This is a genomic window from Candidatus Babeliales bacterium (assembly GCA_016929235.1).
In the GTDB taxonomy this organism is placed as follows: Bacteria; Babelota; Babeliae; order Babelales; family JABCYS01; genus JAFGJD01.
In genome coordinates, this window is the sequence record JAFGJD010000004.1 from 237,753 (window position 1) to 249,640 (window position 11,888).

Consider the following 11,888-nt stretch of genomic DNA (forward strand, 5'->3'; position numbering starts at 1 on the left):
ATAAGGAAAGAACGATGTCAAAAAAAGCGAAATTAAAGATTAGTTCCCGTTTATTAAATAAGAAGGTCCGCAGAAAGAACGGCTTCTCACGTAAAAAGCATTGCCGTTTTTGTGGCAGTGTCGATCAAGAACACTTGATTGACTATAAGAGCAGCCATTTTTTGAGGGGCTTCCTTACTGAACGTGGTAAGATTTTACCGTCACGAATTTCTGGAACTTGCTGCTTCCATCAACGTCGGTTGAGCAGCGTGATTAAACAAGCACGTTCCATGGCACTCTTGCCATATTGTGCGGCACGGTTCTAATATCGTTTTGGAACAAAAACTAAGATAAAAAGGCTTGCTGATTGGCAGGCCTTTTTTGTGAGGAAAACGCATGCGTCACACCTACAAGCTAACTGTTGCTTATGATGGTGCCAATTATCATGGATGGCAGGAGCAACAAGGATACCCATCTATCTACGGAGCATTAGCAGAAACGTTTCAAGCAACATTCAATGTGCCTTGTCGTCTTTTTGGAGCATCGCGTACTGATGCAGGTGTCCATGCTTTGGGGCAAGTCGTGCGCCTACAAACAGACTTGGAGATTGATTCGTATAGGCTTATGGACGCGTGGAACAATCGGCTTCCTGAGGCAATGGTGATTAGAGATATACAACAGGTCGATGCGTCATTTCATCCATGTCATAATGTGAAACAAAAAACATATTGGTACCATGTTTTCACTGAACGGCCCGTACCGTTCTTTGTTCGATATGGTTGGTATGTGCGACTTCCTCTGAATAAAAAAAAATTGCATGATGCGCTTCAGGTATTCATTGGTGAACATGATTTCCGTTCATTTATTTCCACCGGTGAAGATTATGAGAGTACCGTGAAGACAATAGATAGCATCGAAATTGAACAACTTGATGCAGTGCAGGGGTATCGTATTATTGTAAAAGGTCATTCGTTTTTACATCACATGGTCCGCCGGCTTGTAGGGGCTGCTGTGCATGTTGCAACGCATGAACACCTGTCAACTGATGATATTCACCGGGCGCTAGCTGAAAAAGATCCGAATCAAATTTTACCGAATGCTCCGGCACAGGGCTTGATGTTGCACTCAATTGTGTACGAGGAATAAGCATGCATAAAAAAATAAAGGTACTTCTCATAAGTGCAGTAGCAGCAGGTTTATGTATATGGGGCATCTCATATCATACGTCGCAAGAAGTCATAAAACGTTCGCCGATTGCAGATTATGTTGATGCAAGGGATCGTGATTTTGTGCTTCATTTGTTTGACGAGAATTGGTACTGGTTGTTGACACATGGTCGGGATGAATATTCTCCTGAATTTATGCTAGATCATCGCTCACGAACTCAAGATCCAAAAGATTTCGGAAAGCTAACCTTAAAAGTTTTTCTTGTGGAGGATCAACCAGTTGGGTTTGTTGGTTATCTTATGGAAACCTTTTTTAAAGGTAAGGTTCTCTTTCTTGCCGTTGACTCACCACAGCGTGGTAATCGGTTTGGGGAGCAACTTTTGAGATATGCATGTAAAGCATTATTCGAAAAGGGTGCACGCGTTGTACAGCTCTTAACACGTACAGATAACAAATCAGCACAAGCGTTGTATAAACGTGTTGGTTTCAAAGTGGTGTGGAAAAATGAAGGCTTTGTCTATTTTGAAGTCAAGCCGGATACATTTAAAGAGTAATGACGGAAATTATTCCGAGATATCATAAGAAATTCTTATCTGGCCCTTTTTTTCTTTGAGCTTTCTGATTGTAATTGTTCCAATCTCGGATGTATTTTTTACATGTGTTCCCCCGCATGGTACTCCAAATTTTCCGTACAATACGACCCGTGTGGGCTTATCAACGGGAATATAGTCTGGAACCGAGGAACAATATTGTGTTAACTGATCTTTTGGAACAAATAGTATTGTCGTAGGTATTTGTTGATTAATATAGTTCTCGCAAGCAGATTCAAGATCCTTTTTAAGGGCATCGACATTTACTCCTCCGAGGCTCCCTTCGTATTCTACATAAGGGCCCTGTGGGAAGTGATAGGCTTTGGTAGGGATCCAAGGAAGTTGCACGGAGTTCATGGCCATATCAAGAAGATGGCCAGCTGAATGAAGCCTGCTGTGCAAGCTTCTTCTTTCACCATCTACCAGACATTTGACTGTATCTCCGGCCGAAAATGGATTACCAGTAAATGTTCCTATATGGTAGACCGTTCCATCCGAGAATCTCACTTCTCCTACATTGAAGGATGATGATGCATTTTGTATTGTTCCTTGATCATATGGTTGTCCACCGCCCTGAGGATAAAAAATAGTCTGATCAAGAATGACTTTGAAGCGTTGTGGGTCCGCTTCATCAGGAATAACATCTACCACGCAGGCTGTACAATCTAGTAATTGCATTTCCTTATCATATAGAAGCTTTGTCATGTATTTTTCCTTTTCATTTCTTTGGGAACGGGTAGTCCCATCTCATGCAAAATAAATGGTGCAATATCAGCTAGCTCTTTCAATGGAAGTTTGCGGTCGTGTTTTCCATTATTTATCTCAATAAATGGTACCTTATTATTGGTGTGTGCTGTCTTGGGCTGTCCAGTCGCATTGTCAAGCATGTCCTCTGCATTGCCGTGATCTGCTGTAACGTACATAACACCATTGAGTTTATGGACAACTGCGTATAGTTTTTTTAGCTCGCGGTCGAGACATTCGACTGCTTTTTTTGTTGCTTCAAAATCTCCGGAATGACCGACCATGTCAGCGTTTGCATAGTTGATGACATAGAAATCTTTTGGATCAGTTTCAAGTGAATTAATGACTGCATCTGTGATTGCTCGTGCAGACATTTCGGGATGTTCAATATATGTTTTTGTCTTCAGTGATGGGATCAGTGCTCGTGTTTCTGTGGCTAACGTTGCCTCTTTCCCTCCATTGAAAAAGTAGGTGACATGTGCGTACTTTTCCGTTTCAGCAATGGTAAAGATTGTCTTACCGTGTGCCGCCAATATTTCTTTTAGAGTATGTTTGATTGGATGAGACGGTAGCAAAATGTCGGTTTCAAGTGTTGCATCATATTCAGTTGGTGTAATGAACCATGCGAGTTGATATTCCTTTGCAAAGGGAATAGTTTCTGGAAGCACAAAACAACGCGTAAGTTGTCGTGCACGATCAGGGCGCACGTTGAAAAAGATGATGCCATCTCCGTCTTGGATAGTGCAGTTCTTTGTAACCTGTGCTGGGAAAATAAATTCATCAAAAATCTTTTTATGATATTGTTCCTTAAGTATTTCTTTCCATGGTCGAGGGGTTTCTGGTTGTGTAAGAGCGCGGTAGCTTTTTTCGATCCGATCCCAGTTAGCATCTCGATCCATGGCATAGTAACGCCCATGAATCGAGCCGATGACACAGCTTTTGGCGCGCTTGCATTCTTTTTCCAGTCTAGTGAGGGCTTTCTCTGCGGATTTAGGCGGGACATCTCGTCCGTCAAGAAAGGCATGCACAATGGTACGGATGTCCATTTCAGAAAGCATCTTGATCAATGCATACAGGTGCTGTTCATGACTATGTACACCGGCATCCGATAGGAGCCCCATCAAATGTACACGGGCTTTGGTATTGTGGAGACGTGTTGCAGGAGTATCCAGAAACGATTCTTGAACGTTATCCTGGATTCGCTGAAGCCGATCTAGAAGGAGAGGGTGCTTGAAGAGGGTGCCATCATCCATTGCTTTATGCAGGCTTAAGATTGCGCTAGGTATGGTACGTCCGGTTCCAATTGTAAGATGTCCTACCTCAGAATTACCAATCGTTCCAGGAAGTAGACCTACGCTGGTTCCCGCGGCATCAAGAAGAGTATGCGGGTATGTGAGGAGCCAGGAATCAAGAGTTGGAGTATGAGCATAGTGCGCCGCATTATACTCTGCAGAAGGGCTAAACCCAAATCCATCAAGGATGACCAGCAAGTGGGGCTTCGTTGTCTTCATATGAGTTATCCTTTATACTGGCGCGGTAGCCAAATCTTTCTTATTTCAACAAGGAACTCTATGTCATTCTCTCGTGTGTTGCTCTGTATAGTACTGTCTTTCTCTTTTTTTTCTACTGGTCATGCGGGTGATGAGACGCCTATTCAGCCTGACGCATGCGATTTATATTTTGTTTTATGCAAAACTAAAGAGCTTGCGACTGATGATCCTATGCAACAGATGTTGTTTTTCCAAGCCCATCCTGAGCTGCCTGCAGCAAAATTTGACTGCGGACGGTTGGCTTCTGGTATGCCAATAAAACTCGATACTATTACTGAAGAAGAGATGGTTATGTTTCCGCTTGCGCGCTTGATGCAACTGCAAACAGTCCGGGCAATCGTTCTTGCAACAGAGTTGAAAGACAATCAAGCCATTCTTCAGGATGGAACATCATTTACAATTCCAGTCGGTTATATGGTTTTATTAGCTGTCTTATGTGTCCGTGAAGACATGAATAATTTGTTAACACAACAAAACGAACCGATAGTCGAGTCATCGATTGATGCGCTTGAAGACCAGGAGCTGGGTATTGATCTCAATGGGTTACTTGATGCATATTTTGATGAAAATTCACAACCACTTCAAACAGAATTGCCGTGGTATAAAATGATGCAACTTCGTGTTGCAGGATTTCTCTATAATGTATACGCCAATATTCGCCAATGGTGGCATAGGGCGTAGCAAGGCATGAAGGAGAGATATGTTAGATTGTGGACATGAATTTGCGTTTTATACACAAGGGCCACTTCCCAAAGAAGAAACAGTGCTCGATGACCCTATACTTGTGCGACGTATTATTACGGTTGTAAGATTGCATCCAGACGAACATTTTATTCTCTTTAATGCTTCTCATTCTGTACGATGTCGCATTATTAAATTGGTTAAGCGAACACTTACGATTGCGCCAGAAAAACTACGTGAACATATAGTTTATACACCAAAGGTTACTGCGGTTGTTCCCTTATTAAAAAGAGAAGCCCTTGAGCAGACAATATACTCATTAGTCGAACTTGGTGTTAATGATATTCAATTGATTATTACAGCTAAATCACAACAAGAATTGCGATTATCAACTCGACAGCGACTGGAGCGTATTATGATTGCTGCGGCAGAGCAGTCGAAACATTTCGCGTTGCCACATTTTAGCGAAGTGGCCATGCTTGAGGAATTGTTACAGTTGAACAACGTAGCGAAACGGATTCTTTTTGATCCGGATGGACGAATGTTGTGGGATGTTATGAGTGATATTCGCGCGGTTCATGTTCAGCATGTTGTCTGTATGATTGGTCCTGAAGGGGCATTAACAACCGAGGAGCGACAGCGCAGTGTGGATGCAGGATATGTGTTATGTGCATTAACGCCAACAGTCCTTCGCTCATCTCAGGCATGTAGTCTTGGCATTGGTGTAGTGCGGGCTCTCTTACGAACTCGTTGATTGCTTTAAATAGAGTGGTTTAATTTGGGCTACAAATGCACTTTTATCTTTTCTTTGTGTAAGACTCAACTCTCCAATTGTTGCTACTGAGCAGTGTTCGGGAGCATCAGGAAATTGTGCATGATTGCCTAATATAGTTTGTATTATTTCCTTATTTATATGTGCGCCATTACCGATAAATGATAGAGATGCTTTTGGATAACGCATTAGCACCTCATTTAAGAGAGCAGTGATATTGCGATACCCTTTGATCAGTTCTTCATGATCTTGAATTGCAAAATACACATCATGATTGAATGCGTTAAGCAAAGCAATGACAGGACGCTGTAGTATGCGTGCTTCATGTAATAGTGCATCAAGGCCGTCAATGCCAAGAAGTGGAACTTTGCTCGCAAAAGAGATGCCATTAACTGTTGCAATAACTACACGCAGTGTAGTAAAAGGACCAGGCCCTTGATTTACTACTATATATGAAAGGTCCTGTAATGTTAGTAATGCAACACCAAGAGTGTCTTTAATAGTTTGTGCGAGTAGCTTACTTGCTTGTTTTTTTGGTAATGACAGTCTTGTTATAAGATGATCGGCTCTGTACAGCGCAATATCGATTGTCTCATAGGTGTTTGTCAGAGCAAGATAGTTCACTTAGTATTCTTCACTTTTTGTTGTTGATAAAAGATGCTAAACGCATCGGACTCAATTGTCCGCTCCTTCTTTGCAATGATCTTACCACAATTTAAGCATTTCCACCCGGTGAAATTTAGAAAATGATCAAAGAAAGACTGCAGCACCATAAGCCCTGAACATTTTGTGCATTTCATTGCCTCTCTCCCTTTTAACTCTCCATATTGATTCGTGTTCGTCTTGGTAGCGTGTGACTTCACTACATTATTTTCACGTACGATGCAATATGTTGGTACCTCTTATCACTCTATTAAACAAATGATCTTATTGTCAATAAGGGTTCATGGAGTGGCTGAGTTGTGTACACACTGGATATATTTTTGTGTTGCGCTATAAACGTTGCGATTCAAGATATGATTGTAAAACAACGGCGGCGGCGATGGCATGAGACCTTTTTTTATCGCGTTGTTTTGCTTGTCGTTGCACGACTGATGCTTGTTTGCTTGAGAGTCGTTCGTCCCAAAAAGTCCAAATTATAGTAGGAAATATTTTTTCAAGATGTTCTTTGTAGGTAATGGTTTTTTTTGTTTGTTCGCTTTCGGTGCCGCGTAATGTCTTTGGTAGGCCAACGACAATTGTCGAAATGTCTTCGTCGATAATTAATTTTTTGAGGTATGATTCCAGATCAGCAGTAGTAACAGTTGTGTGGGGTTGAGCAATCATCCGAAGCCTATCTGAAATTGCTATGCCAGTCCACACATCTCCTACGTCAAGAGCGGCACATTTCATGGATTTTCCTTATCGTTAAGATGCTTTTCATATTCATTTCACTTAAATATAGTATACTCACCTTTATTTGCTCGCACACTGGTGTGTGCATTATTTCATTACTATGAGGAGTCATACGCATGGATATTAATGCGGCAATCCTGAAAATAGGGGAAGTAGTTTGGGGATGGCCGATGGTTGCTTTTGTGCTCATCGCGTGTCTTGTTTTGATGGTTGCGTTGCGCTTTGTACAGTTTAGGTATTTTTTCCATGCCTGGCGTGTGACCTTTGCTCCATCTTCGGATGCATCAACTAAATCAGATATGACTCCATTCCAGGCATTTGTGAATGCACTGAGTTCAAGTATCGGAAACGGAAGCCTTGCGGGCGTTGCAACGGCTATTTACTCCGGTGGTCCTGGAGCTGCACTATGGATCTTTGTTTTTGGTTTTCTGGCCATGGGACTTCGTTTTTCTGAGGCATATCTTGGTACCGTATTTAATGCAAAAGATGCCGGTGAAACATTCGGTGGCCCATTCATTTATCTGAAGAAAGTTCCAGGTGGTGTAATTCTCGCAAATGTGTTTGCGATTTTCTTCTTTCTCATCGGTATGGTGAGTGGTAATGCAATGCAGGCTAACTCAGTCAGTTTAAGTTTAGATCGTGCTTTTGGTATTTCTCCATGGTATGTAGCTGTGGCTCTCTTTTTATTTGTACTATATGCATTGTTGGGTGGTGCACATCGTATTGTGATTTTATCCGAAGCGATTACGCCAATTAAAGTAGCTCTCTTTTTTATTTCTGCATTTATCGTGTTTGGCTATCATTACACAACCTTAATTCCCGCTCTTTTGCTTATTATTAAGAGTGGTTTGTCTATCAAGGCGTTCACTGGTGGTGCGATTGGTTATACAATTCAGCAGGCAATGAGGTTTGGTGTTGCCCGTACCATAAATTCAAGTGAAGCCGGGCTTGGCACGGCTGCTGTATTCTTCGGTGCTTCCGGCGGGAAGCGACCAGTAGATAATGGTTTTATGGCAATGTTGGGTACGTTTATTAGTGCAAATCTTGTGTGCTTTCTGCTGGCATGGATTATTGTGGCAAGTGGAGTATGGAATAGTGGTCTCACTAGTACTCCATTAACAAGCGCTGCATTTGAGACAGTCTTTGGTACTGCTGGCGGATGGATTGTTACCTTTCTTGCAGTAACCTTCGGTATAGGTGTGCTTGTTGCATATAGCTATGCTGCGCGTATGTCATGGTTATTCCTTACCAAAAATAAACATTTGTGGTTATTTAATATTATTTTCCCATCGGTTGCCTTGGTTGGCGCTGTGGCAAAAGTTGATATTATCTGGAATTCAGGTGACATCATCAACGCATGTCTCATTGTGATGAATATGTATGGAATCTTGTGGCTTCTACCAATGATTCGTCGTGATGTTCTTGCATACAAAGGAAAGTAATTTTTAATGATGCCGGCAACATTTCCTGTTACCGCACATACTGATTATGTTGGCCCTGGGTCGACATTTGTCGCGATCCAGGGGTTAAAACTTGACGGTGTTTCGTTTATTCCCAAGGCAATTAGAAAAGGGGCTTCTCGTATTGTGTTACATGAGGATGTTTCCTTGTCAGAAGAGTTACAAGCTTTAATTGATGCTGCTCATGTAACAGTAGAGCGTGTTTCTGATACCCGTCGAGCCCTTGCGCAATTGAGTGCTCAAGCAGCTGGTTATCCCGCACAAATGTTGACGATCATTGGGATTACGGGAACAAAAGGAAAAACAACAACGACATTTCTCATAGAACATCTTCTACGACATGCGGGTATCAAAGTGGCGCGATTAAGTACTGTGAGCAACGCGATTGATGGTTATGTATTACGAGCGCCATTAACAACTGCACAGCCCGATTATCTGCACATGTTTTTCAAGAAGTGTATAGAGCAGGATGTAAGGCATGTTGTGATGGAAGTATCTGCCCAGGCTGTGACATTGGGCAGAGTTGATGGTATTTCATTTGATAAAGTTATATTTACTAATTTTTCGCAAGAACACGGCGAATTTTATACATCTATGCAAGAGTACTTCTTGGCCAAAGTTTCTTTATTCCATCAGTGCCCACAAGATGGCAATATCTTTGTGAATGCAGATGATGCGGCTGGTCGCAAGATCCTCAAAAAAAATCCACACTTTCGTTCCTTTTCAATACAGGATCTTGCTGATGTTGCAGGGTCGCGCAAGGGTATTTCGTTTGTAATCAAACACGAAAATGTAGTACATACGATGGTATGCCCTTCGCTAGTTGGTTCATACAATGTCTCTAATCTTTTAGCAGCAGTTCGCGTGACATTCGCGCTTGGCGTTGATCCTAAAGATATACAGAATGCTCTGAAGCAACCATTTATTGTTCCTGGTCGTATGGATCGCTTTGCGTTAGCTAATGGAGCAGATTGTGTTATTGATTATGCACACAATCCTGCATCGTATGAGGCAGTTTTATCGGTGTTGAGAGAATTATATTCACACGTGATTGTCGTGTTTGGTGCTGGCGGTGAGCGTGATGCGGCCAAGCGACCTATGATGGGTGAGATTGCTGCGCGATATGCGGATGTTGTGATCCTTACATCTGACAATCCACGTTCCGAGGATCCTCAAGATATTATCAATGACATCATGAAGGGAATTGTGCCTCGCAAAAATAAGCACATTCTGTCTGAACTGAATCGTGAAAAAGCGATACATTTGGCGTATCGGTTATCCAAACAGGGTGGTGTAATAGCCTTACTCGGGAAGGGCCCAGATGAATACCAGGAGGTCCAGGGGAAAAAGATCCCGTTTCACGAAAAACAGATTATTTCTCATCTGTGCTAAACCGACGGTTCTCGAAGAAGAGTATTCCTTAATTTTTGGCTGCCAGAAACGCCCTTTACAAAGGGGCTTCATCCCTCTATTCTAAGGTAGTTTTCCGCAATAATTTATCTACTTATCTAACCGTGAGGCGTTGTATGGATAATTTCTATTCCATTCTTTCGGCTGGTGTTGCCGTTTTGGGGCTCCTAGTTGTTGTAGGACTGCTCAAAAAAATTGGTTCGTTTGTGGTTCATCACAAAAAAGCTCAGCATATTGCTGATGCGATTCGTTCGGGGGCTATGACCTTCCTCAAAGAGGAATATAAGATTATTGCAGTTGTTGCTGCCATAGTGGCAATTGTTTTAGCGATTGCTCTTAGTACGGCGGCAGCTCTCTTTTTTGTATGTGGTGCTACGCTCTCTCTTATGACCGGTTATATTGGCATGCATGCGGCAACCAAAGCGAACGTGAGAACTACGTTAGCGGCTAAAGAGCAGGGAGAACACGCGGCCTTTCTTATGGCGTTTTCTGGGGGCGGTATTATGGGGCTTTCCGTAGCAAGTTTTGGTTTGCTTGGATTGGGTTCCATGTTCTATTTTTACTATGGGCAGCCTCACTTTACGACCTATATTACTGCATTTAGCTTAGGTGCTTCGTTAGTGGCATTCTTTGCTCGTGTTGGTGGGGGTATTTATACTAAATCAGCTGATGTTGGGGCGGATCTTGTGGGTAAGGTTGAAGCGGGTATTCCAGAAGATGATCCTCGTAACCCCGCGGTGATTGCAGATAATGTTGGTGACTGCGTTGGTGATACAGCTGGCATGGGTGCCGATATCTATGAATCGTACTTGGGTGCAATGGTATCATCGATGATCATTGCGATTACAAGTACAAGCTATGCAGCGGCTAGCTATGTTTCTCTTCCGATTATGTTGGCAACCTTCGGTTTATTAGGTTCAATTATCAGTTTAGTCTCTACACTTTTCTTCAGATTGAAGCCTGCAACAATGCTTCGCAATGCGTCCTATATATCAATTGTTTTTTTGATCGGTGCGGCCTACTTCTACCTTGATTCTGCGAATATGGATATGCAGCTGCTTATTTCAATTATACTCGGCTGTGTAGGTGGGATTGCAGTTGGTTTGATTACCGAATATTACACTGCTGGAGAACCTGTTAAAAAATTGGCAGATAGTTCTCGTTCAGGTGCAGCAACCAATATTATCTATGGATTGTCTGTTGGTATGGAATCGAACGTTGCCCCAGTTGTGTTGCTTTCCCTTGCGATTCTTGGTTCATTCTTCTTTGGGGGAGGCCTATTTGGTGTATCTCTTTCTGCCGTAGCAATGCTTGCAACGGTTGGTATAACGATGACCGTTGATGCATATGGTCCTATCGCGGATAATGCGGGAGGAATCGCTGAAATGGCTGGATTTGACCCATCAGTCAGAAAGATCACGGATCGTCTTGATTCACTTGGTAATACAACAGCTGCGATGGGTAAAGGATTTGCAATAGGATCCGCCTTGTTGACTGCGCTGGCTATGTTCTCTGCATATTCGCTTGAAGCAAAACTTGGAACTCTTGACCTGATCAACCCAGTTGTAGTCGCGGGCCTGTTCATTGGTGGTGTTATGCCATTTTTAATTTCTGCATTAACGATGCGCGCAGTTGGTGAAACTGCGCTTGAAATGGTTATGGAAGTGCGTCGCCAGTTCAAAGAGATTCCCGGTCTTTTACTTGGTACTGCTGAGCCGGACTATGAACGCTGTGTTGCCATCAGTACCCGTGCATCTCTTCGTAAAATGATGTTGCCGGGTATTTTAACCGTGCTGCTTCCTGTAGCTGTTCGTTATGGATTCAGGGCCTCTGGTAAACTAGCCCTAGGCGGTATGCTTGTTGGTGCAACTCTTGTATCGGTATTGTTGGCGCTTATGATGGCTAACGGTGGTGGCGCGTGGGATAATGCTAAAAAATATATCGAAGCGGGAAATCTTGGTGGTAAGGGTTCAGATGCTCACAAGGCAGCTGTGATTGGTGACACTGTAGGTGATCCATTCAAGGATACATCAGGACCAGCACTTAATATTCTGATTAAATTGATGTCGGTTATTGCGTTGTTACTTGCAGCAATGTAATCGATCATATAAACAACACATGCGCCAGAGAATTTATTGGA

Annotated in this window: 13 protein-coding genes; 8 read left to right on the top strand and 5 right to left on the bottom strand. The window is 42.6% G+C overall.

Features of this window, described 5'->3' with window-relative positions:
• Nucleotides 1-14 precede the first annotated feature (14 nt).
• From JW872_01655 to JW872_01665, 3 genes are all read left to right on the top strand, one after another.
• The gene (locus JW872_01655) at nucleotides 15-305 is read left to right on the top strand and encodes a 30S ribosomal protein S18 (GenBank protein MBN1549345.1); all 291 of its coding nucleotides are present in this window, start codon (nucleotides 15-17) and stop codon (nucleotides 303-305) included.
• Nucleotides 306-375: 70 nt separating this feature from the next.
• Nucleotides 376-1,125, top strand: coding sequence for a tRNA pseudouridine(38-40) synthase TruA (gene truA / locus JW872_01660; protein ID MBN1549346.1), 750 nt, complete (start codon nucleotides 376-378; stop codon nucleotides 1,123-1,125).
• A gap of 2 nt (nucleotides 1,126-1,127) precedes the next feature.
• The gene (locus JW872_01665) at nucleotides 1,128-1,700 is read left to right on the top strand and encodes a GNAT family N-acetyltransferase (protein MBN1549347.1); all 573 of its coding nucleotides are present in this window, start codon (nucleotides 1,128-1,130) and stop codon (nucleotides 1,698-1,700) included.
• Nucleotides 1,701-1,709: 9 nt separating this feature from the next.
• On the opposite strand, the gene JW872_01670 is transcribed toward JW872_01665, so the two are convergent.
• On the bottom strand, nucleotides 1,710-2,441 hold the full coding sequence (locus tag JW872_01670; GenBank protein ID MBN1549348.1) for a hypothetical protein: 732 nt from the start codon (nucleotides 2,439-2,441) through the stop codon (nucleotides 1,710-1,712).
• Nucleotides 2,438-3,991, bottom strand: coding sequence for a 2,3-bisphosphoglycerate-independent phosphoglycerate mutase (locus JW872_01675; GenBank protein MBN1549349.1), 1,554 nt, complete (start codon nucleotides 3,989-3,991; stop codon nucleotides 2,438-2,440). The genes JW872_01670 and JW872_01675 overlap by 4 nt, the downstream gene beginning before the upstream one ends.
• Nucleotides 3,992-4,051: 60 nt before the next feature.
• Between JW872_01675 and JW872_01680 the strand changes: the two genes are divergently transcribed.
• Together JW872_01680 and JW872_01685 are read left to right on the top strand one after the other, a co-directional pair.
• Nucleotides 4,052-4,711: a hypothetical protein gene (locus JW872_01680; protein MBN1549350.1), complete on the top strand. Its 660-nt coding sequence runs from the start codon at nucleotides 4,052-4,054 to the stop codon at nucleotides 4,709-4,711.
• A gap of 19 nt (nucleotides 4,712-4,730) precedes the next feature.
• A complete protein-coding gene (locus JW872_01685; GenBank protein ID MBN1549351.1) occupies nucleotides 4,731-5,465 on the top strand; it encodes an RsmE family RNA methyltransferase in 735 nt (244 codons plus the stop codon).
• Here JW872_01685 and tsaB read toward each other — a convergent pair.
• From tsaB to ruvX, 3 genes are all read right to left on the bottom strand, one after another.
• Nucleotides 5,451-6,107, bottom strand: coding sequence for a tRNA (adenosine(37)-N6)-threonylcarbamoyltransferase complex dimerization subunit type 1 TsaB (gene tsaB / locus JW872_01690; protein ID MBN1549352.1), 657 nt, complete (start codon nucleotides 6,105-6,107; stop codon nucleotides 5,451-5,453). The genes JW872_01685 and tsaB overlap by 15 nt on opposite strands.
• A complete protein-coding gene (locus JW872_01695; protein MBN1549353.1) occupies nucleotides 6,104-6,283 on the bottom strand; it encodes a hypothetical protein in 180 nt (59 codons plus the stop codon). The genes tsaB and JW872_01695 overlap by 4 nt, the downstream gene beginning before the upstream one ends.
• Before the next feature lie 193 nt (nucleotides 6,284-6,476).
• Nucleotides 6,477-6,875, bottom strand: coding sequence for a Holliday junction resolvase RuvX (ruvX, locus tag JW872_01700; GenBank protein ID MBN1549354.1), 399 nt, complete (start codon nucleotides 6,873-6,875; stop codon nucleotides 6,477-6,479).
• Nucleotides 6,876-6,994: 119 nt separating this feature from the next.
• Here ruvX and JW872_01705 point away from each other — a divergent pair, with 119 nt between their 5' ends.
• The 3 genes from JW872_01705 to JW872_01715 all read left to right on the top strand — a co-directional run bounded on the left by JW872_01705 (nucleotide 6,995) and on the right by JW872_01715 (nucleotide 11,847).
• On the top strand, nucleotides 6,995-8,320 hold the full coding sequence (locus JW872_01705) for a sodium:alanine symporter family protein (protein ID MBN1549355.1): 1,326 nt from the start codon (nucleotides 6,995-6,997) through the stop codon (nucleotides 8,318-8,320).
• A 6-nt stretch (nucleotides 8,321-8,326) separates the two neighbouring features.
• Complete coding sequence (locus JW872_01710; protein MBN1549356.1) at nucleotides 8,327-9,730, top strand: UDP-N-acetylmuramoyl-L-alanyl-D-glutamate--2,6-diaminopimelate ligase; 1,404 nt, start codon at nucleotides 8,327-8,329, stop codon at nucleotides 9,728-9,730.
• A gap of 134 nt (nucleotides 9,731-9,864) precedes the next feature.
• Nucleotides 9,865-11,847, top strand: coding sequence for a sodium-translocating pyrophosphatase (locus JW872_01715; protein ID MBN1549357.1), 1,983 nt, complete (start codon nucleotides 9,865-9,867; stop codon nucleotides 11,845-11,847).
• Nucleotides 11,848-11,888: the final 41 nt, after the last annotated feature.

Excerpts from the sequence above, each read along its gene's own strand:
- JW872_01655 (MBN1549345.1), top strand. The coding sequence starts at position 15 with ATGTCAAAAAAAGCGAAATTAAAGATTAGTTCCCGTTTATTAAATAAG.
- JW872_01705 (MBN1549355.1), top strand. The coding sequence starts at position 6,995 with ATGGATATTAATGCGGCAATCCTGAAAATAGGGGAAGTAGTTTGGGGA.
- JW872_01695 (MBN1549353.1), bottom strand. The coding sequence starts at position 6,283 with ATGAAATGCACAAAATGTTCAGGGCTTATGGTGCTGCAGTCTTTCTTT.
- JW872_01715 (MBN1549357.1), top strand. The coding sequence starts at position 9,865 with ATGGATAATTTCTATTCCATTCTTTCGGCTGGTGTTGCCGTTTTGGGG.
- JW872_01685 (MBN1549351.1), top strand. The coding sequence starts at position 4,731 with ATGTTAGATTGTGGACATGAATTTGCGTTTTATACACAAGGGCCACTT.
- truA (MBN1549346.1), top strand. The coding sequence starts at position 376 with ATGCGTCACACCTACAAGCTAACTGTTGCTTATGATGGTGCCAATTAT.
- JW872_01665 (MBN1549347.1), top strand. The coding sequence starts at position 1,128 with ATGCATAAAAAAATAAAGGTACTTCTCATAAGTGCAGTAGCAGCAGGT.
- JW872_01670 (MBN1549348.1), bottom strand. The coding sequence starts at position 2,441 with ATGACAAAGCTTCTATATGATAAGGAAATGCAATTACTAGATTGTACA.
- JW872_01675 (MBN1549349.1), bottom strand. The coding sequence starts at position 3,991 with ATGAAGACAACGAAGCCCCACTTGCTGGTCATCCTTGATGGATTTGGG.
- JW872_01680 (MBN1549350.1), top strand. The coding sequence starts at position 4,052 with ATGTCATTCTCTCGTGTGTTGCTCTGTATAGTACTGTCTTTCTCTTTT.
- ruvX (MBN1549354.1), bottom strand. The coding sequence starts at position 6,875 with ATGAAATGTGCCGCTCTTGACGTAGGAGATGTGTGGACTGGCATAGCA.
- JW872_01710 (MBN1549356.1), top strand. The coding sequence starts at position 8,327 with ATGATGCCGGCAACATTTCCTGTTACCGCACATACTGATTATGTTGGC.